Origin of the sequence: Rhodanobacter soli, assembly GCF_039523495.1 — a bacterium.
GTDB lineage: Bacteria > Pseudomonadota > Gammaproteobacteria > Xanthomonadales > Rhodanobacteraceae > Rhodanobacter > Rhodanobacter soli.
This window is the reverse complement of record NZ_BAAAFK010000001.1, coordinates 2,079,637-2,100,372: the sequence shown is the minus strand read 5'-3', so window position 1 is coordinate 2,100,372 and position 20,736 is coordinate 2,079,637. Positions and strand designations below refer to the sequence as shown.

The 20,736-nt window shown below is 66.8% G+C and carries 21 protein-coding genes; 7 read left to right on the top strand and 14 right to left on the bottom strand.

Features of this window, described 5'->3' with window-relative positions; translation table 11 throughout:
• Positions 1 to 32: 32 nt before the first annotated feature.
• The 11 genes from ABD024_RS09560 to ABD024_RS09510 all read right to left on the bottom strand — a co-directional run bounded on the left by ABD024_RS09560 (position 33) and on the right by ABD024_RS09510 (position 10,006).
• The gene (locus ABD024_RS09560) at positions 33 to 1,409 is read right to left on the bottom strand and encodes a chloride channel protein (RefSeq protein ID WP_343851972.1); all 1,377 of its coding nucleotides are present in this window, start codon (positions 1,407 to 1,409) and stop codon (positions 33 to 35) included.
• Positions 1,410 to 1,584: 175 nt separating this feature from the next.
• Positions 1,585 to 3,015 (bottom strand): adenylate/guanylate cyclase domain-containing protein, encoded by a 1,431-nt coding sequence (locus ABD024_RS09555; protein ID WP_343851970.1) that lies wholly within the window; start codon positions 3,013 to 3,015, stop codon positions 1,585 to 1,587.
• Between the two features lie 170 nt (positions 3,016 to 3,185).
• On the bottom strand, positions 3,186 to 3,596 hold the full coding sequence (locus ABD024_RS09550) for a VOC family protein (RefSeq protein WP_343854605.1): 411 nt from the start codon (positions 3,594 to 3,596) through the stop codon (positions 3,186 to 3,188).
• A gap of 151 nt (positions 3,597 to 3,747) precedes the next feature.
• A complete protein-coding gene (locus ABD024_RS09545; protein ID WP_343851968.1) occupies positions 3,748 to 4,401 on the bottom strand; it encodes a glutathione S-transferase family protein in 654 nt (217 codons plus the stop codon).
• A gap of 41 nt (positions 4,402 to 4,442) precedes the next feature.
• Positions 4,443 to 5,186 carry a DUF4386 domain-containing protein gene (locus ABD024_RS09540; RefSeq protein ID WP_343851966.1) on the bottom strand — a complete coding sequence of 248 codons (744 nt, stop codon included), beginning with the start codon at positions 5,184 to 5,186 and terminating at the stop codon, positions 4,443 to 4,445.
• Positions 5,187 to 5,344: 158 nt separating this feature from the next.
• Positions 5,345 to 5,824, bottom strand: a complete 480-nt coding sequence (locus ABD024_RS09535; protein ID WP_343854600.1) for a VOC family protein — start codon at positions 5,822 to 5,824, stop codon at positions 5,345 to 5,347.
• A gap of 197 nt (positions 5,825 to 6,021) precedes the next feature.
• Entirely contained in the window at positions 6,022 to 6,783 is a 762-nt protein-coding gene (locus ABD024_RS09530; RefSeq protein WP_343851964.1) for a metallophosphoesterase, read from the bottom strand.
• Positions 6,784 to 6,842: 59 nt separating this feature from the next.
• Positions 6,843 to 7,199, bottom strand: a complete 357-nt coding sequence (locus ABD024_RS09525; RefSeq protein ID WP_343851961.1) for a DUF1428 domain-containing protein — start codon at positions 7,197 to 7,199, stop codon at positions 6,843 to 6,845.
• A gap of 187 nt (positions 7,200 to 7,386) precedes the next feature.
• A complete protein-coding gene (locus tag ABD024_RS09520) occupies positions 7,387 to 8,256 on the bottom strand; it encodes a hypothetical protein (RefSeq protein ID WP_343851959.1) in 870 nt (289 codons plus the stop codon).
• Between the two features lie 209 nt (positions 8,257 to 8,465).
• Positions 8,466 to 9,359, bottom strand: coding sequence for a diguanylate cyclase domain-containing protein (locus ABD024_RS09515; protein WP_343851957.1), 894 nt, complete (start codon positions 9,357 to 9,359; stop codon positions 8,466 to 8,468).
• 191 nt (positions 9,360 to 9,550) lie between these two features.
• Entirely contained in the window at positions 9,551 to 10,006 is a 456-nt protein-coding gene (locus tag ABD024_RS09510) for a GFA family protein (RefSeq protein WP_343851955.1), read from the bottom strand.
• Between the two features lie 116 nt (positions 10,007 to 10,122).
• Here ABD024_RS09510 and ABD024_RS09505 point away from each other — a divergent pair, with 116 nt between their 5' ends.
• Complete coding sequence (locus ABD024_RS09505; RefSeq protein WP_343851953.1) at positions 10,123 to 10,578, top strand: nuclear transport factor 2 family protein; 456 nt, start codon at positions 10,123 to 10,125, stop codon at positions 10,576 to 10,578.
• 6 nt (positions 10,579 to 10,584) lie between these two features.
• On the opposite strand, the gene ABD024_RS09500 is transcribed toward ABD024_RS09505, so the two are convergent.
• Entirely contained in the window at positions 10,585 to 11,031 is a 447-nt protein-coding gene (locus ABD024_RS09500) for an SRPBCC family protein (RefSeq protein ID WP_343851951.1), read from the bottom strand.
• Between the two features lie 243 nt (positions 11,032 to 11,274).
• Complete coding sequence (locus ABD024_RS09495) at positions 11,275 to 13,089, bottom strand: DUF885 domain-containing protein (RefSeq protein ID WP_343851949.1); 1,815 nt, start codon at positions 13,087 to 13,089, stop codon at positions 11,275 to 11,277.
• A gap of 179 nt (positions 13,090 to 13,268) precedes the next feature.
• Here ABD024_RS09495 and ABD024_RS09490 point away from each other — a divergent pair, with 179 nt between their 5' ends.
• On the top strand, positions 13,269 to 13,748 hold the full coding sequence (locus tag ABD024_RS09490; RefSeq protein WP_343851947.1) for a YybH family protein: 480 nt from the start codon (positions 13,269 to 13,271) through the stop codon (positions 13,746 to 13,748).
• A gap of 10 nt (positions 13,749 to 13,758) precedes the next feature.
• Here the strand turns inward: ABD024_RS09490 and ABD024_RS09485 are convergent, their stop codons facing one another.
• On the bottom strand, positions 13,759 to 14,583 hold the full coding sequence (locus ABD024_RS09485; protein WP_343851945.1) for an NAD-dependent protein deacetylase: 825 nt from the start codon (positions 14,581 to 14,583) through the stop codon (positions 13,759 to 13,761).
• 155 nt (positions 14,584 to 14,738) lie between these two features.
• On the opposite strand from ABD024_RS09485, the gene ABD024_RS09480 reads away from it, so the two are divergent.
• The 5 genes from ABD024_RS09480 (at position 14,739) to ABD024_RS09460 (ending at position 20,705) form a co-directional block, all read left to right on the top strand.
• The gene (locus ABD024_RS09480; RefSeq protein ID WP_343851942.1) at positions 14,739 to 16,235 is read left to right on the top strand and encodes an amidohydrolase family protein; all 1,497 of its coding nucleotides are present in this window, start codon (positions 14,739 to 14,741) and stop codon (positions 16,233 to 16,235) included.
• 215 nt (positions 16,236 to 16,450) lie between these two features.
• A complete protein-coding gene (locus ABD024_RS09475) occupies positions 16,451 to 16,828 on the top strand; it encodes a VOC family protein (protein ID WP_343851940.1) in 378 nt (125 codons plus the stop codon).
• A 79-nt stretch (positions 16,829 to 16,907) separates the two neighbouring features.
• Positions 16,908 to 17,585: a GNAT family N-acetyltransferase gene (locus ABD024_RS09470; protein WP_343851937.1), complete on the top strand. Its 678-nt coding sequence runs from the start codon at positions 16,908 to 16,910 to the stop codon at positions 17,583 to 17,585.
• A 29-nt stretch (positions 17,586 to 17,614) separates the two neighbouring features.
• Positions 17,615 to 18,715 carry a DUF1615 domain-containing protein gene (locus ABD024_RS09465; RefSeq protein ID WP_343854593.1) on the top strand — a complete coding sequence of 367 codons (1,101 nt, stop codon included), beginning with the start codon at positions 17,615 to 17,617 and terminating at the stop codon, positions 18,713 to 18,715.
• A gap of 82 nt (positions 18,716 to 18,797) precedes the next feature.
• Positions 18,798 to 20,705: a M61 family metallopeptidase gene (locus ABD024_RS09460; RefSeq protein WP_343851935.1), complete on the top strand. Its 1,908-nt coding sequence runs from the start codon at positions 18,798 to 18,800 to the stop codon at positions 20,703 to 20,705.
• Positions 20,706 to 20,736: the final 31 nt, after the last annotated feature.

Below are 20,736 nucleotides of genomic sequence, written 5' to 3'. Positions count from 1 at the left end.
GCGCATGGCCGCGCTCCACGCGTGGCAGCTCACTACGGTTTGTCGTTGCCCGGCGCCTTGGGCCTTGAAAGTCCACGCCGGCGCGCGCTCCACCAGCGCAGCAAACCGTACGACAGGCGGATCTTTTCCTGGCCGACCGGCAGATCGGTATGGGCGAAGATCCACGATGATTTGCTGAAGGCGATCTGCTGGCCGGGGTACACGCTGCGGTGGCCGATGATGAGGTAGGCAGCGACGCAGGCGCCGGCCACGTACAGCGTCGAGTCGGCGCCGAACAGCTCGATGCCCATCAGGATGGCGGCAATCGGCGCGTTGGAGGCCGAGGCGACCACGGCCACCAGTCCCACCGCCGCGCCCAACGCCGGCGCCAGCCCCAGCAGATGTGCAAATGCGCCGCCCAGCACCGCGCCGATCACGAACTGCGGGGTCACGATGCCGCCGTAGAAGCCCGAGCCCAGCGTGATCGCGACCAGCAGGGCCTTCCAGAGGAAGCCGAGGTACGGCATCGTCTCGCCGTGCAGGGCACGCTCCATGATCGGCAGGCTCAGGCCGAGGTAGTCGGACGGCACGACCATGATCAGCAGCGCCAGCACCACGCCGCCCAGCAGCGGTACCAGTGGCGGCCACAGCGCGTAGCGATCGCGCAGACGTCCAAACAAGCGCTTGGCCTGCTGCAGCAGCTCGACGAACACCCACGCCGCCGCGCCGCACAGGATGCCGATCAGCACGGTCTTCAAGAACAGCAGCTCGGTGAAGTCGCTGACGAAGGCGATGTGGTAGTGGGGGTAGGGCACGCCCAGGTATTTGCTGACCTGGAATGCGGTGACGCCGGCCACGATGCCGGGGAACAGGAAGTCGTGGCGGATGCGGCCGATCGCCAGCACCTCCACGCCGTAGATGGCGCCGGCGATCGGGGTACCGAACACGCTGGCGAACCCGGCGCTGACCCCGCATGCCAGCAGCCGCTTGCGCAGCTCGGGGTTCAGATGCAGCACCCGGCCGATACCGGCGGCGAGACTGGCGCCGATGTGCGAGCACGGCCCTTCCTTGCCGGCCGAGCCGCCGCAGCCCAGGGTGATCAGCGCGGCGACCGGCTTCACCCACATGGTCCGAAACGGCATCTTGCCGCGTTGCTCGTTCACCGCAATGATCGGCGAGTCGCTGAAGCCGCTGCGGCTCAGTCGATAGCCGTAATGCAGCAGCAGGCCGTTGGCGAGCCCACCGAGCATCAACAGGCTCATCTGCCACCACAGCGGCACCGCGTAAACGCGGCCCTCGGTGGCGAACAGGAAGCGGAGAAAGAGGCTGCAGCCCACGCCGACCACGGCGCCGGTCAGCATCGACAGCACCAGCCACTGCACCACCGTAGCCAGCATCACGAGGGGTTCGGCAAGGCGTAAGCGTGGCATGGGCGAGGCACTGGCCGGGTGATGACGGTTTGCAAGTATAGAGATGTGCAGCGAGCCGGGTCAGAGCCACTCGCGCAGGCGCAGCTGCGCCGGCTTCCTGCGACGCAGGGTGTCGAATACGGGCAGTGCAAGCCGCCGGACCACTCGCACCCGGCACCTGGCGCTTGCAGCGCGCTCAGGGCATCCGGCGCGTGGCCGCTGCGCGCCGGAACGGCTCCAGCTCGACTTCGAAATAGCGATGGCCGGCCAGGCTGGCTGCCTGACTGGCACTGGGGTCGACCCACTGGTCGAAATCGGTGAGCGCGGCGGGGTAGCCCGGATCGATCTGCTCCAGCGCGCGGCCGACGTTGTCGTCGACCAGCACCACGTCGCGGTCGCGCGGTGCGTAGGCGCTCATTTTGGCCGAACGGTTCACGCACTGGCCCATCACCGTCGGCAGCTGGAATTGCTGTGGCCCCATCGTGGTCGAGATCACCGGCCCCAGGGCGATGGTGACGCGCAGCTTGATCGAATCGGCGAGATCCTGCGCCACGCCGTGCCAGTGCGATGACTTGAAGCTGCGGAATTCGTCGACCAGTTCGGCGGCAACGCACATCGCCCGCAGCGCCGGGTTGCCCAGTGGCGTGCGCGTGTCGGCCTCGTCGTAGTGGAAGCGGATCAGCGCACCGTCGCCGTTGAATTTCTCGAGCACACCGCCGAACGGATTTGCCCGCTTGTAGATGTTGCGGCTGAAGCGGTTGATCAGGCGCGCCACCTCGATCAGCGGCATCTCGCGATACAGCGTCGAGGACCGGGTCAGGTCCACATACATGATCACCGCGTTTTCCAGATCCAGCTCGCCCTGCAGGCCGAGGAAGCGCAGCGCGTCCGGGCTGGACTGGAAGTAGTGCAGCTTGCCCGCCAGACCGGTGTCGTTGACTTCCTGCAGTGCCTCGGCCAGCAGCCGCCGGTCCTCGCCGCCGAAGCCTTGTTCGTCGACTTCATAGCTGCGGCCGGGCACGGTCTTGTTGAAGAACTGCGCCACGCCCACCGGCCGGCCCTGCCAGCGCACCGGCGACACCAGCGTGCTGACCGGCACGAAGCCGGACTGCTTGTCGTACGACGGCACGTGGCGGACATTGCCCTGCAGATTGTTGACGGTGATCGGCGTGCCCTTGTCCCAGCACTCGCCCACCACGGTCCACGATTCGACCAGCTTCATTTTCAGGATCGCCGCCGTGGCGGCAGGGTCGATATTCCATGCCGCGACGAAAGCGAAGCTGCGCGGCGCGCTGCCGCGCTCGTCGCCGGCGTTGAACAGAGGGATGTACAGCGAGGCTGCCTGCACCTGCATGGCCTGCGCCAGCCGTTCCAGCAGCTCGCCAAGCTGGCTGCGCAGCCGGGTCAGGTCGCGATGCGCCGGCACCGCGTCCTGCTCGGCACTCTGCGCACGCGCCTCAGCCTTGTCCAGGTCGGCTCGCACGCGAGCCAGTTCGGCATCCTTGATCTTCAGCTCGGTGTCTTTTCCGGCCACCACCTTGTCGTGGTACAGCTTGGCCAGCGTGGCGACGCCCAGCGCGCCGACGAAGGCACCGGCTATCTTGGCGTATTCGATCCACTCAACCATGGCACGCCCTCCGACTTCCCCAGAGGTTCCCCCAGAGTCAGGGTGCGCTTTCTTTGAACGCTTTGCTCTGGGAAATCGACTCTGACCCGGGTTTTGTGAAAGCCGGGTTTGCGGACGCCGGCGCCGACCCCGGGTTTCGGTTTCGCCGTTTGGCTGGAATGTCGGCTGGTTCAGCCCGGCTGATCGCCCGGGGGAATCGCGGCCGGGTCCATCCAGAAGGGTTCCCATACATGCCCGTCGGGGTCGGCCAGGCTGCGGCTGTACATGAAGCCGAGGTCCTGCACGGGATTGATGTCGGCTGTCCCGCCGTTCGCTGCCGCCGCCGCGTTCATGGCGTCGACTGCTGCGCGATCGGGAAGCGAGATCGCCAGCGCGACTTCGCTGGAGCCTGCGGGCGGGATCGGGCGATCCGTGAAAGTGCGCCACTTGGCATGCGTGAGCAGCATGACGTGGATGGCTTCGCTCCACACCATGCACGCCGCCGTTTCGTCGCTGAATTGGGCGTTGTTGTCGAAGCCGATGGCTTTGTAGAAGTTGATGGACGCGTCGAGATTGCCGACAGGAAGGTTCACAAAGATCATTCGGGGCACGGCGGAGATCCTTTGGCGGGTTGGAGGGGCAGGGCATGCATGCTGCCTTCCATTCGACGAACGGCATTCGACGCTTTCGACATGGACGAACGAATATTTGAAATCCGCTGGCCGGACTTCGGCCGGAAACCTCGGCGGCCTGTCAGACAGTCGGATGCCCGCCAGTGAACACTGCCAGTTGAGCGGCGAAGGCACGCTGGAACGCAGGTCGCGCTTCGCCGCGGGCGGCGTAGGCGGCGAGGTTCGGGTATTCGTCCAGCAGGCCCGATGGCTTCAGCCGGAGCAGCGCGTGTACCATCATCAGGTCGCCCGCGCTGAACGCACCATCGAGCCAGTCGGCCGCGCCAAGACGATCGGAAAGTTCGCCCAGCCGCTTGCGGATGCGATCCTTCACGAGCGGCAGGCGCTGCTCGGCCCAGGGCTTGTCGCCCTCCAGGAACCTGGCGGTTTGCAGCTCGAGGATCGGCGGCTCCACCGTGTTGAGCGCCGCAAACATCCAGGCGATCGCGCGCGCCCGGGCATTCGTATCGTCCGGCAGCAGACCCGCATGGTGCTCCGCGATGTGCAACACGATGGCCCCCGACTCGAACAGGGCGAGGTCGCCTTCTTCATAGGTGGGAATCTGCCCGAACGGATGCAGCGCCCGATGCGCGGGCTCCTTCATCGCGCGTAACGACACCAGGCGAACCTCGTAGGGCTGGCCCACTTCTTCCAGCGCCCAGCGCACGCGCATGTCGCGCGCGAGTCCCTGGCCGCGATCGGGCGAACTTTCAAAGGCGGTGATGGTGGGGGTCATGGGAAGGCTCCGGGTGGTGGCGTGACGCCATGGAAACCGTGTCATTCAAGGGCGCGTGTGCGGGCCATCCATGCCCGTTCCTTCCAGTGGTCGACGTTCACGCCTTTCACCAGCAGCCACAGGGCGAGAGAAAGTTCGGCCACGAGGCAAGGCATGAGGATCGCCGGGAACAGCCGCGCTTCGAACTCGGGCGCGAGCAGCAGGGCGACGCTGTTGATGAGATAACACAGTCCGGCGATCTGCATGAGCACGCCCAGCAGCGGTGGCAGGAAACCGGACTTGCGGATCAGATGGCCCTCCACCAGACACACGCAGCCAAAGAAGATCAGCCCCACGCCGAAGCCATATTCGTGCAGCTCGATGGCGGCGTAGGACCACGCTTGCAGCTGGGCCGTATCGATGGCTTTCAGGTAGGCGTTATTGCCCAGCAGAAGCAGCGGCACCAGCAGGGTCAGTTTGTTCACGGCCAGCACGGCGGTCTGGATGAGGTTCAGAAGAAGATTGAGCAGCGCCAGGTTGCGACTGACCGGCCGCAGCAAGACGTACAGCGCCCACATCACGAAGACGTCGCACACGTGCATCAACAGGTCACCGCCTATGCCGAGTCGCCACAGCGATTCGGAGGCCATGATCCGGCCGGCGGTTTGCGCCGCATCACCGGCCACGACCAGCTTGCCGCGCACGAACAACTCGCCCATGGCGCCGGCAAAGATGATGACCAGGTAGAGCAGGCCGCCAAAGCGTGCATAAGCCTGCGGCGAGGTTTCCATTGCGGAGGTAGCCAAGGTGAACTTCCTTCAAGCCGAGTGCGGGAGCGCAGGTGCTGCAACGTTATCCAGGCCTTCGTCGCGTGGAGCGTGCCACTCGGCATGGGCCATCCGGCCTATGCGACCGGCACGGTTGTGCGGTAGAGCCGGTAGCTCGTTTCCAGTGCGAGCGGCTTTCAGCCACGCCGCGCGGCCTCGATCGCGGCGATGTCGATTTTCGTCATCTTCATCATGGCGTCGAACGCGCGCTTGGCGGCGGCGGGATCCGGGTCGGTGACCGCGGCGATCAGGGCGCGCGGCGTGATCTGCCACGACAGGCCCCACTTGTCCTTGCACCAGCCGCACTCGCTGGCTTGGCCGCCGTGGTCGATGATCGCATTCCACAGGCGGTCGGTTTCGGCCTGGTCGTCGGTGGCCACCTGGAACGAGAATGCCTCGCTGTGCTGGAACGCGGGCCCGCCGTTCAAGCCCAGGCACGGGATGCCCATGACCGTGAACTCGACCGTCAGCACATCGCCCTGCTTGCCGGAGGGATAGTCGCCCGGCGCACGATGGACGGCGCCCACGGCGCTGTCCGGGAAGGTCTGGGCGTAGAACGTCGCGGCGTCCAGCGCGGTGCCGTCATACCACAGGCAAATCGTGTTCTTGCTGGTCATTTCGGTTCTCCTGGTTCGGGCGGCGAGGATGCTTCTTTTATTTCGACGAATGACGAGCATGCAGATCGACATGGCGCGGCGCGCTTGCGCCCGAAAGTGTGTCGGGACCACTGCCTTCGGCGCGGAGCAGCAAGTGTTCCTGGCAACTTTTCACGTATCGGCAAGCGAGGGCTCCGCTTGCCGAACGCCGCGGTTTTTTACGTGCCTGCTGCCACGTCGATGCACAGGCACGGATCGAAACGCGGGTTCTCGTTTTTCCCGTTGGGGCTGTAGCCGCGCGGGTTGCACACCACGCGGGTGCCGTTCACCGTGTAGTCGAAACTGTCGTGGGTGTGGCCGTGGATCCACAGGACGGCGCGGCCCATCAGCGCGGTGCAGTCGGACACGAAAGCGGCGCTGACCGGCGAATCGGCAAAGCGCGGATGAACGCTGTGCGGTGTCGGTGCGTGATGGGTGATGACCACGGTGGGCCCGGCGAAGGGTTCATCCAGCACGGCGGCGAGCCATGCATATTGTTCGGCAAACAACGAGCAGGCATCGGTTGGGGTGAAGACGCTGTTGTCCGCGTTGCGGATGGCGGCGAAGTCACGCATGAACTTCGCCGACAGCGTCATCGCCAGGTCCTTGTGCCCGGCGCCGAACAGTTCGAAATCCGTCCACAGGGTCGCGCCCACGAAGCGCACGCCCTCGATCACCCGCGTGTCCTGATCCAGCAGATGGACGCCGTGTTCGCGGGCGCTTTGGGCCAGCGCCCGGCGCACGTCGGGAATCGAGCCGCCGTAGAACTCGTGGTTGCCGGGGACGTACAGCACCGGTCGACCCAGGCCAGCCGCCCACTGCATCGCGCCGGTTGCCGGGCGTCGTATGTCGCCGGCAAGGATCGTCACGTCCGCCACCACCTCGGGTGGCGGCATGTCATGCACACCCAGATGCAGGTCCGACAGAATGTGCAGGCGCATGCGGTGCTCCGTTTGGCGGGATGCACGAAACGGCTGACCGCGTCCGCCCCGTACCGTGATTATGCCGGCAGGCTGACCACGGGTACGAAGCCGCCGAAGATCATGCGCTTGCCGTCGAACGGCATGTCGCTGGCGGCATCCATGCGGGGGTCCTTCATGATCTTCGCCATGCCGGCGTCACGGGTGGCCTTGTCGGGCCATTCGATCCAGGAGAACGCCACGGATTCGTCCGACTTTGCCTGTACGGCGCGGCGGAAGTCGGTGAGTTTGCCGTCGGGCACGTCGTCGCCCCAACACTCCACGACCCGTGTGGCGCCGAACTCCAGGAAAATGGCGTCGAAGGTATTGGCGTGCCCGATGAACTTGTCGCGGTTGGCGTTGGGTACGGCGATTACGAAACCATCGATGTAGGACATGGTGTTCTCCTTGGTGGTCGGGGAAGCCGGTACGGCGCCCCTCAGCTGGACGACGAACGAGAGCGGACGCGATCGACATCGGACATGGACAGAGGGGCCAAACCGCACTCTGACTCTGGTTTCAGGCGGGCGGCCCGCATTCCGCTCCGGGGAAAGGTCGCCCACACCGGCGCGCTTCCTTGAAGACTCAGAACTGGTGGTCGATGCCGACGCCGATGCCGTTCGAGCTGAGGTGGATCGCGTTGCCGTCTTCCCGGCTGCGTTCGTCCTGCCCGAGATAGCGATGGACGACGTAGGCGAGCGCCTGCCAATGCGGTGCGAACCTGTACTCCAGGCCCAGTGCCTCTTCCTCGTTGGTCTGCGCGAGACGCACCTCGCCCCCTTCGGTACGCAGGCTGTTGACCCAGGGCAGCCGCCCCAGCGTGACATCCGCCGTGAGCTTCAGCGCATCGGTCAACGGATAGCGCAGGTGCAGGCCCACGGTGGGCACGGGTAGTTCCTGCACGTAGAAATCTTCCTTCAGTTCGTGGCCGATGCTGTCGGCGGCGATGCTGCCGTCGAGCCGGAAGTTGAGCATCACGTAGGTCGCGCCCACGCTGCCCCACAAGCGGCCGCCATTGCCGAAGTCGGCCAGCCGGTGCCAGTACGACGCGTCGAGCGCCATGAAATCCTGGAAACGGGTGACGGTGTCCAGGCGTCCGGGGGCGATGGTGGTGCCGTTGTAGTACACCGGCGCGTCGATCAGCGTGTGGCCGTTCAGCCGGCTGGTGGAAAACCCGAGGTGCAGCTCGCTGGCGTCGGAAAGCGGCTTCCAGGCGTCCAGCCGGATCGTCTGCATGTGGTTGACGCCCAGCCCGCCGCGAATGGGCAGCTGCGTGCCCTGGATGGCGTTTTCCCGTACGCGGACCCAGCCGCCGGGCGTCGCCTGTTCGGCGCGGACCGCCACCCGCCAGCTGTCGTCGTCTGCGTGCGCGGGAAGGCTGAGCAGTCCGGCGGTCCCGAACAGCACGGCGGCGCTGCGCAGGATGGACTGTGGAGAGGATTTCGTTTTGAACATGGCTGCACGGCGCGGGGGTTTGGAAGCCACCTCGACCCGACATGGATGCCCTGAACCTGTGTCGCCATTTTACCCTGCATGCCCCGGGTTCGGCGCGATCGGCGCGCACGGCGCATCGCGAAGCAGGGGGCAGAGTGCCCTTTCTTCACGCGCGGAACGTGGTCTGTCGCCCGTGTCGTTCGATGAATGAGCCCCGTGATGACGGGAGGTCACGCGTCCACGGGGGTGTCGTGCGTCAGATCGGCGTCACCACGCCGTGGCTGTTGGCGCTTGGCCGCATACATCGCGCGGTCGGCGTGCGCCAGCAAGGTGTCCGGGTCGCTTCCGTCTGCCGGGAAACAGGCGATGCCGATACTGGCATCGAGCCGGAACAAGCTGTCGGGCAAGGTGAAGGGAGGGCTCAGGCAGGCGCGCAGACTGTCGGCGACGGCGCGGGCGGCCTCGGCGTCCTGGCAACCGGGCAGCAGCGCGACAAACTCGTCGCCACCGACGCGGGCCACCAGGTCGCCCTTGCGCAGGCCTTGCTGCAGGCGCTGCGCGACTTCGCGCAGCAGGAGGTCGCCGGCGTCGTGCCCGCCCCGGTCGTTGACCGCCTTGAAGCCGTCGAGGTCCAGGTAGAGCACGGCCAGGCCGTCGCCGGTCTGCGTCGCGTGCGCGATGGCGTATCGCAGTTCGCACTGCAAGCGGTGGCGGTTGGGCAATCCGGTCAGCGGGTCGTGGCTGGCGCGGTACTCGATCTCGCGTTCGGCGCGGCGCAGTTCGGTCACTTCGTGGGCGACCCCGATACGCACGCCGTACTCGGGCAGCCAGCGGGCCGACCACTGGATGTCCACGCTGTGACCGTCCTTGTGGACGTAGCGGTTGCGAAAGTGCCGCTGCAGCGCGCCGTCCGTCACCTGTTCGGCCTGCTGCATGGTCGCCGCGCGGTCGTCGGGGTGGACCAGGTCGAATATTCGCCGACCAAGCACTTCGTCGGAGGTGTAGCCGAAGATGCGCTCGAAACTCGAACTGACGTACAGGAGATTCCCCTCGGTGTCGACGACGCAGGCCGCGTCGGGCAGCAGGTCGAGTACGTCGGCGAGGGGAGGCAGCTTCGGGATCATGCAATGGCCGGGTTCGTGGCGCCCGGTGGTCGTACCGCGCAGGTCTGGTTCCCGACATGGTAACGCCTGGGGGAACCAACGAAGGCGGAAGTCATGCGTCGCCGGTCTCGGGAAAAACAGCCGGGTCAGAACCGTTTGCAACCGCCCGGTTTTCCGGCCGGTCGTGCAGGGAGCGCTGACTTGACGGTCGCTCAGGCCTCGGCCGCGAATGCCTCGACCAGCGGCTGGTACTCCTCCATCGCCGGAAAGCCGGCGAAGCTGTGCTTGGCCGGGGTCGACACCCAGGAAAGCCGGGCGTCGGTGCAGGTTTCGATGAACGGCACGAAGTCCGCATGCGGGTCGAGTATCGAAGCGCGCAGATTGACCAGCCAGTCGATGCCCGCCGGACGGGTCATCACCCACGACTTGCAGAACGCGCAGTACAGGTGGGTGTGCTCGCCCTGCAGGCCACCGCGGACCAGTTCGCCCTCGAGTACTTCCACGCCGTCGGCCGGCAGCGCCAGCGACAGCGAAAACGCGCTGCCGGTCATCTTCTGGCAGCCGTGGCAGTGGCAGGCCATGGTGAGCATGGCCGGCTTGGTGACGCGCAAACGCACGCGGCCGCAGCGGCACGTGCCGGTGGCAGGGAGCTGTCGTGGGTAGGGCATGGATGGGTTCCTCGTGACGTTAAAATAGGTGCGAGAGACACTTTATGGGGGCAACCGCTCACAGCCCCTCTCTCCCTTCTGCTTTGCGCCATTGGCTCCGAGGAGTATTCACGACCATGCCACGACTGGAAAGAAAAGCCGCGAAGCGCTGGCTGCTGGCGTTGCTGATCGGAATGGCGACCACCGCAGGCGCGGTCACGCCGAACCAGGTCACCCGTGAACTGCTGCAGGCCGAGGCCGACGTCTGCCATGCCTTCGAAGCCGGCAACGCGGATGCCTTGCGCCGCACGCTGACGGCGGATTTCACGCTCGTCGATTCGCACGGCAACGTGACGAACCTCAAGCAGAACCTTGCCGAGGTTGCCGCGCGGGAGCCGTTCTACGAGGAGTTCCGCAACCACGACCAGCAGGTGCGCCTGTACGGCGACGCCGCGCTGATTGTCGGCATCACTAGCATCCGCGGCCGCGCCGGCGGCGAACCGTTCGCCGCCGACTTCCGCTATACGGACACGTGGATTCGCCGCGATGGCAAGTGGCTGCTGGCGGCAAGCCATGCCAGCCGGTTGCCGTAGTGCCGGTCAGTCCGCGATTTCCGCTTCCACCAGCTTGCCGAGCAGCACCAACGATTCCTGCCAGCCCAGGTAGCACTGCTCCACCGGGATGACCTCGGGCAGGCCTTCCTGCACCACGTGCATTTCGGTGCCGCAGGGCACGGCGCGGAAGGTGATGGTGGTGGTCATTTCGCCGGGCAGGTTGGGGTCCTCGAAGCGGTCGTTGTATTTGATGCGCTCGCCCGGCACGAGCTCCCGGTACGTGCCGCCGAAGCTGTGGCCGTTGCCGGTGGAGAAGTTGGTGAATGACATCCGGTAGCTGCCGCCAACCCGCGCGTCGAACTGGTGCACCTTGCAGGTGAAGCCGTTCGGTGGCAGCCATTTGGCGATGGCGTCGGCGTCGAGGAAGGCGCGGTAGACCCGTTCGGGTGGGGCGCGCAGCACGCGATGAAGGCGCAGGGTGTTGGTGGTCATGGCGGTTCCCGTTGGAGAAGATGAGCCCTCGCCTTGGAAGACGAATGGGCGGGGCGGAAATCGACCGGTACCCATCGAGCGCCATGCAGCTTGGACCGGAATCGCCAAAAACGTCCAGACGTCTATCTGCCGGCACCGGCTCGGGCCTGGCAGTCGGTCAGACCTCGGCCGCGAATGCCTCGACTCGTGGCTGGTTTGTTTTGAAGGGCAAATGGACCTGACGTCTTTTTTCGACCGGGTGCCTTACTCGGATGCTGCGGCTGGTTCCGTTTTCGCTGCAGCGGCCGTCGGCGCCACCCACAGCCTGGCCTCCGGCTTGCCGCCCAGCATCTGCGCACGCACCAGCGGGATCGGTGGGCCGCCATAGCTGAGGAACTGATCGTGGAACGCCTTCAGCGCGTTCGGACCCGGGTGTGCGGCGATCCAGTCCTGGCGCAGTTGCATGATCATCAGCTTGCCCATCGTGTAATTCAGATAGGCCGGATCGTAGGTGCCACGGGCGGCCTGCTGGCGGGCGTTGCCCGGATCCTGGAAGGCCTTGTCACGGAACATCTGCTCGGACTGGGCGACGGTCATGCCGCCGGTGTGCAGGCCGATGGCGGAGAGATAGCGCACGTCGCGCAGCAGGGCGTTGGTGAGCTGGCCGATGTGGGCTTCCGGCGTGGCGCCGTCCAGGCCGGCGTCGAACATCATCTCCTCGGCGTAGTGCGCCCAGCCTTCGGAGAAGGCGTAGCCGACGAACAACTGGCCGAATTTCCAGTGCGCGCGGTTGGCGTGCAGGAACTGCAGGAAATGTCCCGGCCACACCTCATGCGAAGACGTGAACAGCAGGTCGGCCTTGCCCGGTATGTAGGCCTGCTGGTCGGCCTTGCTCCAGGTCGGGTCCGGCGGGGCGATGTAATACACCGACGGCAGGTTCTTTTCGTACGGGCCGGGAATCTCGATGTAGGCGAAGTTCCAGCGGTTGAACGGCGGTGCTTCTTCGACCTTGGCCTGTTCGGGACCGGGGATGGTCACCAGGTCCTTGTCGACGATGAACTGGCGCAGGCCCGCGAGTTGGGCACGCGCGCCTTCCACAGCACCGCCGGCCGGCTTGTCCGCGCTCTCCCTGGCGACGCACTCACTCAGCGATTGGCCGGGCGCGAACTTGTCGCAGGCGGTCTTGAGCGCAGCGAGGTTGCGCTCAAGGTCCGATTCGCCGATCGCCTTGAGCTGGTCCAGCGGCAGGTCGACCAGCTCGGTGGCGTGCAACATCCTGGAGAACTTCGCGGCTCCCAGCGCGTAGTCGTGGGTGGCGTGGGGCTTCTGTGCCTTCAACCAGTCGGCGAGATCCTGCGTGGCCTTGATCGCGGCAGCGTTGGACGCCTGGAAGCGCGCCTGCAGGGCGTCATCCTTGACTTCGGCGAAGATCGCCGGGACGTCGGCCTTGAAGAAGCTCGCGTAGCCGCCAAAACTGTTCACGCCCAGCGTGATGTACGACTCCGGCAGCGGCAGTTTGAAGTTCGCCTTGATCTGGGCGATCGCCTTGGGCAGCGCTTCCTGGTAGGTAACGAAGGCCGCCATGCGTTGCGGCAACGGCGCGTAGGGACGCGTCAGGTACATGCTGGGCGACAGGTCGCCGGCGTAGAAGGCCGGGTTGCTGTACGGAAAGCCGGAGTCCTCGAGCCAGAACAGCTGGCCGTCGATCACCGCGAGCACGTAGTCGCGGTGGAAGCGGCCACTGTCATCCAGTTTGTCATCGCCGAACGCAGCAAATTTCGCGCGCTCCGCGTGCAGCCAGTCGGCGTCCGCCTTCAGGCCGGCCGTGCTGTAGTCGGGCAACTTGCCATCGAACTCGTGCTTGCCGGCACCGGCGGCAAAGGTGGGGTAGCGCTGGAACATGCCGTCGATGAAGCCGTCGACGGCGGCCTCCAGCCTGGTGCTGTCGTTGACCACCGCCACGCTGGCGGCAGGTGCGCTGGCGGCGGGTACGGGGACGTTGGGGGCTTCCCGGTTGCAGCCGGCGCTGAGCGCGGCGGTCACCACGGCGCACAGGGTGAGGAGATGGATCGAGCGCATGCAGGCGGCTCCATGGCAAGGTCCGCCGAGGGTAGGCGTCCCGGCGGACGCGCGCAACTCGCCTCACGCCCGTGGCGCGGAGCGGGCGGAGTCGTGGGTCGCCAAGTCACTGGATCGGTGACCGCAGGTGCTGCGTTCGGGGTGATACTGGGCCACTACGCAGCGCAACGGAGCACGGCATGACGGCAAGGTACTTTCTTCTCGGATTCGGGATTCTGCTGGCGGTGGTCGGCCTGGGCAGCACGGTTTCCAGCCACGCGGCAACCGCCGGCGACGATGCCGCCGTCATCCGCCAGGTGATGGAGCAGCAGACGGCGGCGTGGAACCGCGGCGATGTCGCGGAGTTCATGCGCAGCTACAAGGACGCGCCCGACACCACGTTCGTGGGTGCCAGCGTGCGCAAGGGTTACCGCACGATCCTCGAAAGCTATCGCAAGCACTACGCCACGAAGGAGCAGATGGGCCGGCTCACGTACGCCGACCTCGACGTGCGCCTGCTGCCCGACGCTCACGGCGAAGTGCGCTACGCCGCCGTGACCGGTCGCTTCCATCTCGATCGCACTGCCCGTGGCGAAGCCGGCCAGGACGACGGCGTGTTCTCGCTGCTGTGGGAAAAGACCGCCGACGGCTGGAAGATCATCCTGGATCACACCAGCTGACTGCTACGGGTCAGTTCATGACCAGTCGCACCTGCTCGTGCAGGAAGGCCAGCGCCTCGTGGCAGGGCGCGTCGACCTTCAAGGTGAGCAGCGCGTCGGCGCGGGTGCGGCCCAGGGTCACCGCGGCCACCGGTTTGCCGGCGCGCGCGGCGGCGTCGACGAAGCGGTAGCCGGAATACACCATCAGCGAAGAGCCGACCACCAGCACCGCGTCGGCGGCCCGCCAGGCGCGCGTGGCGGCTTCCACGCGTTCGCGCGGCACCGCTTCGCCGAAGAACACCACGTCGGGTTTCACGATGCCGCCGCAGTGCGGGCAGAACGGCACGTCGAAGCGGGCGAAGTCGTGGCCTTCCAGGTCGGCGTCGCCGTCCGGCGCATCGGTGGCGTCGAGTTGCGCCCAGGTCGGGTTGCGTTCGACCAGCGCCTGCTGGAACGCGCGGCGGGCGAGCCGCCAGTCGCAGCTCATGCAGCGCACTTCGTCGAGGCGGCCATGCAGGTCGAGCACCCGCTCGCTGCCGGCGCGCTGGTGCAGGCGGTCCACGTTCTGCGTCACCAGCAACTCGACCTGCCCGCGCTGCTCCAGCTCGGCCAGCGCGTGATGCGTGGTGTTCGGCTGCGCACTGCCGAAGCGCCGCCAGCCGACCATGCTGCGCGCCCAGTAGCGCCGGCGCGTGGCCGGCTCGTGCATGAAGGCGGCGTAGTTCACCGGCGGCGGACGCTTCCACTGGCCGTCGCGGTCGCGATAGTCGGGAATGCCCGAGTCGGTGCTGCAGCCCGCGCCGGTCAGCACGAACAGGCGCGGGTGGGCCTCGACGAAGTGCTGCAGCGGAGTCATCGGCGGAAGTGGGTTCGCGGCGGCTGGAATACAGGGTGCATGAAAACAGACAAATAAGCGGTTGGATGGATGGCATCTTCACCCAAAGGGGGGCCGCTGGAGTAATTTTGCCCGATTGGCGGGCCGGTGCCTGCCTTGTCAAGGGGAATCCAACCGTGCCTACGAAAACCCGCCGCCTCACGTCCGTCTTGCCACCGTCCAGCACTTGCCGGAACACCTTGCTGGTCGTCGCGCTGGCCGGGCTGTGCGCAGCCTCATCCGTCTGGGCCCAGGCACCGCAGCTGTCGGCGCAGACGCAGCAGTTCGTGAAGTATGCGCAGCCGCTGCTGGCGATCACCCATGTGCGGGTGATCGACGGCAACGGCACGCCGGCACAGGAAAACCAGACGGTGCTGCTGCGCGACGGCCTCATCGCGGCGGTCGGCAGGCACGTGAAGCTGCCGAAGGGCGCGACCGTGATCGATGGCAGCGGGCATACGCTGATCCCGGGCCTGGTCGGCATGCACGACCACATGTTCTATCCGGCGCCGAAGGTGAATCCGGAAGCGAAGGAGGCCATCTATCCCGAGCAGGCGTCGAGCTTTCCCAAGCTGTACCTGGCCGGCGGCGTCACCAGCATCCGCACCACTGGCAGCACCGAGCCGTATACCGACCTCGAGCTGAAGAAGGCGATCGACGCCGGCAAGATCCCCGGACCGAAGATGCACACGACCGGGCCGTATCTGGAAGGCAAAGGCAGCTTCACGCCGCAGATGCATGAACTGGTGGATGCGGCCGATGCCACCGATACGGTCAACTACTGGATCAGCGAGGGCGCCACGTCGTTCAAGGCGTACATGCACATCACCCGCGCCGAACTCGCCGCGGCGATCGCGGCGGCGCATGCGAAGCAGATCAAGGTGACCGGGCATTTGTGCGCGATCGGTTTCACCGAAGCAGCCGGCCTCGGCATCGACGACCTGGAGCACGGGCTGCCGGTGGACACCGAGTTCACCGCCGGCAAGCAGCCGGACGTCTGCCCGGACACCAATCTCGCGCTGGCCCACCTGGCGACGATGAGTGTCGACGATCCGCGCATCCAGCAGCTGATCAAGACTCTGGTGTCGAAGCGCGTGGCGGTCACCTCGACCCTGCCGGTGTTCGAGACGTTCGTGCCCGGCCGCGCGCCGATGGACCGGCGCGTGCTGGACGCGATGCTGCCGGAAACCCGGGTGGAATATCTGGCGACCCGCGAGCGTGTCGCCAAGACGCCCAATTCGCCGTGGGTGAAGGTGTTCAAGCTGGAGCAGGATTTCGAGCACGCCTTCGTGCAGCAGGGCGGCACCCTGCTGGCTGGCCTGGACCCCACCGGCTATGGCGGCGTGATCGCCGGCTACGGCGACCAGCGCGAAGTGGAGTTGCTGGTGGAAGCCGGCTTCACCCCGCTGCAGGCGATCCAGATCGCCACCCTCAACGGCGCCCGCTTCATGGGCGAAGACCAGCGCATCGGCTCCATCGAGGCGGGCAAGGCCGCCGACCTGGTGCTGATCGCCGGCAACCCCGCGCAGAACATCAAGGACATCGAAAACGTCGAGCTGGTGTTCAAGGACGGTGTGGGCTACGACCCGGCCAAGCTGGCCAAGGCGGCGAACGGCACGGTGGGCTTGCGCTAGCGCCGGCATTTCCTTGCCGCTCCCGGATGGGAGTGGCAGGGCGCCGCGTCGCGATGAAGCGCTCGTCGTGACACGCGCCGAAGACGACGCGGGTCGTCGTTTCCGGGGCAGTCCGGCGACCCGCTTGAGTTTTTCGGCACTTGCCCGGACGATCGTCAGAGTGCCTGCACGCCGTGCAGGCGTGTCCCGTCTGCCGACGTTGCCGGAGATCATGCATGCCACCCACCACGCCGTTCCTGCGCATCGACACGGTGATCGTGCGCGTGCGCGACCTCGCCCATGCCTTGCCGTGGTACCGGACCCTGCTGGCGGCCGAGCCGCTCTACTTCGACGGCGGCGAAGGCTTGGCGGTGCTGCCGCTGGGCAACGCCAGCCTGACCTTGTGGCAACGCGAACCGGGCGACCCGGGCCGCGCTGCCGTCGGGCGCGCGGGAACCTACCCGATCCTAGCGGTCGCGGATGCCGACGCCGCGCACACCTTCGTGGGTGCCCACGGCGGTGCGCCCGAGCCAGTCGGAACCGGGGCTGGCGTACGCTATTTCGGCTTCACCGACCCGGACGGCAATTACCTGGAAGCCTGCCAGGTCCTGTAGGCGCTGGCATCGACCCGCGGGAGCGGGAAGAACCAGGCCCTCTTGATCCGACGCATGAACATGAAACAGAACTGGCACGATGATGGCACCTGAACTCGACAATCCTTTCTGGTCCTCGCTGCGCAGTCGCCACCGCGCGATTGCGTTGTGCCGTGGCGAGGCGGCACGTTACCCGGCGGAGTTCGCGCCGTTCCTGGGTGTGGCGAGCGCGCAAGCCGATGTGTCCGCTGCGATCGCGTCGCTGGTCGACCCGGGTGAATCGGTCTACCTGCTCGGGGTGGCGCCCGCGTTGCCGCATGGCTGGGTGCTCGACGCGTTTGCGCCGCTGGCGCAGATGATCTGCCCCGCGCCGATCGCAGTGATCGACGGTCCGGCGGTGATCGAGCTGACCGACGCGCATCGCGCCGACGTGCTGGCGCTGACCGCGCTGGTGTATCCGCATTATTTTCGTCCGCGCACGATGGAGCTGGGCCGCTACTTCGGCATCTACCAGGACGGCCGGCTGGCGGCGATGATCGGCGAGCGGCTGGGCATGGACGCGCAGCAGGAGATCAGCGCGGTCTGCACGCATCCCGACTTCAATGGCCGCGGCTATGCGCGGCGCCTGGTTGCGCTGCTGTCGAACGACAACCTCGAGCGCGGCCGCCTGCCGTTCCTGCACGTGAGCCACCAGAACCATCGCGCCAAGCAGCTGTACGAGCAGCTCGGCTACCGCCATCGGCGCGACATCGGGTTCTGGTCGCTGTGTCGGGCATAGGCGTGGTCGTTCCCTCGGCGAAAGGGCGAATCGTGCGCCACCGTTGCATCACGTTGCTGACTGCCGCTCTGTTGCTGGGCGGCTGTGCCTCCCAACACACGCAGGAAGCATCACCGCGCAGCCCGGCGCAGGTGCGCGCCGAGATCGTGCGACTGATGCCGGCCGACGCGCGCGACCGCGAGGGCTGGGCCACCGACATCCAGGCTGCGTTCGCGGCGCAGGACCTCGCACCGACCACCGCGAACCTGTGCGCGGTGCTGGCCGTGACCCAGCAGGAATCCGGCTTCCAGGTCGATCCGGCGGTCCCGGGGCTGGCGAAGATCGCACGGCTGGAGATCGACCGCCGCGCCGCCTCGAAGCACGTGCCGGGATTCGTGGTCGACGCCGCGCTGTGGCTGAAGTCGCCGGATGGCCGGCGTTACAGCGAGCGGCTGGCGGCGGCGCGCACCGAGCAGCAGCTGAGCGCGATCTTCCAGGATTTCATCGGCATGGTGCCGTTGGGCAAGCGCCTGTTCGGCGGCCTCAACCCGGTGCACACCGGCGGGCCGATGCAGGTGAGCATCGCGTTCGCCGAAGCGCATGCGCAGGGCTATCCGTATCCGGTACGGCGCTCGATCCGCGACGAGGTGTTCAGCCGGCGCGGCGGCATGTATTTCGGCATCGCGCATTTGCTGGGTTATTCGGCGGATTATCCGCAACCGCTCTATCGCTTCGCCGACTTCAACGCGGGTTGGCACGCCAGCCGCAACGCCGCGTTCCAGCAGGCAGTGAGCGTCGCCTCGGGTATTCCGCTGGCGCTGGATGGCGATCTGGTGTCGCCCGAGGCCGGTTTCGGCGATCCGCCCGGCGCGACGGAACTGGCCGTGCGTTCGCTGGGCGCACGACTCGACATGAGCGACTCGGCGATCCATCGCGCGCTGGAGCAGGGCGAGCGCCAGGATTTCGCGGACACGAAACTCTACGCCCGGGTGTTCACGCTGGCCGAACGGACCGATGGCAAACCGCTGCCGCGCGCCGTGCTGCCGGGCATCACGCTGAAGAGTCCGAAGATCACCCGCAAGCTCACCACCGCGTGGTTCGCCAAGCGCGTCGACGAACGCTGGCAGCGCTGCATGCGGCGGGCGGGGTGACGCGCGTTCGGCGAGACGGAGTGCGGATCGCGTCGTTGCTGTCGTAGGATGCCGGTTCAATCGCCGCTTCAGGGGATCCGGCATGGTTCGTATGGGATGGGTCGTGGTGCTGGCCTGCAGCCTGTGGCTGCCATCGCCGCTGTTGGCGCGTGGCGCCGGTGGACCGGCGTCGGCCGCGTCGGTAGCCGACGCCGACTGGCCGGGCACGATCACGCTGGCGGTTGACGTGAGCGACGTGTCGCGGCGCATCCAGCGCGTGCACGAACGCATCCCGGTGCGGCCGGGGCCGCTGACGCTGTGGTATCCGCAGTGGATCCCCGGCAACCATGCGCCGACCGGGCCGATCAACCAGCTCGCCGGACTCACCATCAGCGGCAACGGCGCACGCATCGCGTGGCGGCGCGACGCGGTGGACATGTACGCGTTCCATCTCGAGGTGCCGGCGAACGTGACGGCGCTGGATGTCGAATTCCAGTATCTGTCGCCCACCTCCGACGCACAGGGCCGCGTGGTGATGACGCCGGCGCTGCTGTCGCTGCAGTGGCATCGCGTGCTGCTGTATCCGGCCGGCTTCGATGCGCGCCGGATCAGGTTCGCGCCAAGCCTGACCCTGCCGGCCGGATGGCAGTTCGGCAGTGCGCTGGACGTCGCTTCGCGCGAGGGCGACACCGTGCGCTTCGCACCGGTGGCACTGGTCGACCTGGTGGATTCGCCGCTGTATGCGGGTCGCTGGTTCAAGCGCTACGACCTCGATCCCGGTGCGCGCCAGCCGGTGCACCTGGACGTGATCGCCGATGCCCCGGAACAGCTCGACGCCACGCCGGCGATGCTCGACGCGCACCGCGCGCTGGTGCGCCAGGCCGACCGGGTGTTCGGCGCGCGCCCGTTCGCGCACTACGATTTCCTGCTGGCGCTGTCGGACCAGTTCAGCGGGATCGGGCTGGAACACCACCAGTCCAGCGAGAACGGCACCTACCCCGGCTACCTGCGCGGCAGCGCGCCGTTCACCGGCAACGATCTGTTGCCGCACGAGTACTCGCATGCGTGGAACGGCAAGTACCGGCGCCCCGCACCGTCGTGGACGCCGCACTTCAATACGCCAATGCACGACGACCTGCTGTGGCTGTACGAGGGCCAGACCAACTACTGGGCGCTGGTGCTGGCCGCGCGTTCGGGTTTGCTGGACGAGAAGCAGACCCATGCGGTGCTGGCCGAACTGGTGGCGACACAGGCGCAGCGGCGCGGCCGCGACTGGCGCAGCCTGCAGGACACGGTGAGCCAGGGCATCATCGACTTCAACGATGCGCCACAGGCCTGGGAGAGCTGGCAGCGCGCCTACGATTTCTACGGTGAGGGTGCGCTGCTGTGGCTGGACGTGGATGGCAAGCTGCGCGAGCTGTCGCACGGCAAGCGCTCGCTGGACGATTTTGCGCAGCGCTTCTTCGGCGGCTCACAGGGGCGCGTGCAGGTGTCGACCTACGGCTTCGATGACGTGGTAGCGGCATTGAATGCGGTGCAGCCCTTCGACTGGGCGGCCTTCCTGCATGAGCGTCTCGATGCGACGCCGGCCCCGCTCGATGGCCTGGCGCGCAGCGGCTGGCGGCTGGCCTATACCGCTGAACCGAATGCCGCGATCACGGCGGCCGAAGATGCGGACGGTTACGACGATTTCCGTTTTTCGCTGGGCCTGAAAATAGCGCGTGCGGACGGTCGGATCGACGAGGTGCTGTGGGACAGCCCCGCATTCAAGGCCGGGTTGGCGCGCGACATGCGCGTGCTGGCGGTCGACGGCACCGCCTACAGCGCCGAGCGGTTGCGGAATGCGCTGATCGCAGCGAAAACCGCGAAGCCGCCGGTCGAACTGCTGCTGCGCCAGGGCGACAGCTTCACCACGCAGCGGATCGACTACCACGGCGGCGTGCGTCATCCACATCTCGAACGCGTCCCGGGCGCGTCCGATCGCCTGCGGCAGGTGCTGACGGCGCGGTAGCCCGGGCGCTGGAATGCCGCTGCAAGCTGTT

What these genes read in the sequence shown, in the direction of transcription:
- ABD024_RS09525 (WP_343851961.1), bottom strand. Translation starts at nt 7,199, where the DNA reads ATGTCCTACATCGATGGTTTCGTAATCGCCGTACCCAACGCCAACCGC.
- ABD024_RS09510 (WP_343851955.1), bottom strand. Translation starts at nt 10,006, where the DNA reads ATGCCCTACCCACGACAGCTCCCTGCCACCGGCACGTGCCGCTGCGGC.
- ABD024_RS09490 (WP_343851947.1), top strand. Translation starts at nt 13,269, where the DNA reads ATGACGGCAAGGTACTTTCTTCTCGGATTCGGGATTCTGCTGGCGGTG.
- ABD024_RS09555 (WP_343851970.1), bottom strand. Translation starts at nt 3,015, where the DNA reads ATGGTTGAGTGGATCGAATACGCCAAGATAGCCGGTGCCTTCGTCGGC.
- ABD024_RS09545 (WP_343851968.1), bottom strand. Translation starts at nt 4,401, where the DNA reads ATGACCCCCACCATCACCGCCTTTGAAAGTTCGCCCGATCGCGGCCAG.
- ABD024_RS09475 (WP_343851940.1), top strand. Translation starts at nt 16,451, where the DNA reads ATGCCACCCACCACGCCGTTCCTGCGCATCGACACGGTGATCGTGCGC.
- ABD024_RS09460 (WP_343851935.1), top strand. Translation starts at nt 18,798, where the DNA reads ATGGTTCGTATGGGATGGGTCGTGGTGCTGGCCTGCAGCCTGTGGCTG.
- ABD024_RS09550 (WP_343854605.1), bottom strand. Translation starts at nt 3,596, where the DNA reads ATGATCTTTGTGAACCTTCCTGTCGGCAATCTCGACGCGTCCATCAAC.
- ABD024_RS09535 (WP_343854600.1), bottom strand. Translation starts at nt 5,824, where the DNA reads ATGACCAGCAAGAACACGATTTGCCTGTGGTATGACGGCACCGCGCTG.
- ABD024_RS09495 (WP_343851949.1), bottom strand. Translation starts at nt 13,089, where the DNA reads ATGCGCTCGATCCATCTCCTCACCCTGTGCGCCGTGGTGACCGCCGCG.
- ABD024_RS09560 (WP_343851972.1), bottom strand. Translation starts at nt 1,409, where the DNA reads ATGCCACGCTTACGCCTTGCCGAACCCCTCGTGATGCTGGCTACGGTG.
- ABD024_RS09470 (WP_343851937.1), top strand. Translation starts at nt 16,908, where the DNA reads ATGATGGCACCTGAACTCGACAATCCTTTCTGGTCCTCGCTGCGCAGT.
- ABD024_RS09515 (WP_343851957.1), bottom strand. Translation starts at nt 9,359, where the DNA reads ATGATCCCGAAGCTGCCTCCCCTCGCCGACGTACTCGACCTGCTGCCC.
- ABD024_RS09485 (WP_343851945.1), bottom strand. Translation starts at nt 14,583, where the DNA reads ATGACTCCGCTGCAGCACTTCGTCGAGGCCCACCCGCGCCTGTTCGTG.
- ABD024_RS09500 (WP_343851951.1), bottom strand. Translation starts at nt 11,031, where the DNA reads ATGACCACCAACACCCTGCGCCTTCATCGCGTGCTGCGCGCCCCACCC.
- ABD024_RS09505 (WP_343851953.1), top strand. Translation starts at nt 10,123, where the DNA reads ATGCCACGACTGGAAAGAAAAGCCGCGAAGCGCTGGCTGCTGGCGTTG.
- ABD024_RS09520 (WP_343851959.1), bottom strand. Translation starts at nt 8,256, where the DNA reads ATGTTCAAAACGAAATCCTCTCCACAGTCCATCCTGCGCAGCGCCGCC.
- ABD024_RS09530 (WP_343851964.1), bottom strand. Translation starts at nt 6,783, where the DNA reads ATGCGCCTGCACATTCTGTCGGACCTGCATCTGGGTGTGCATGACATG.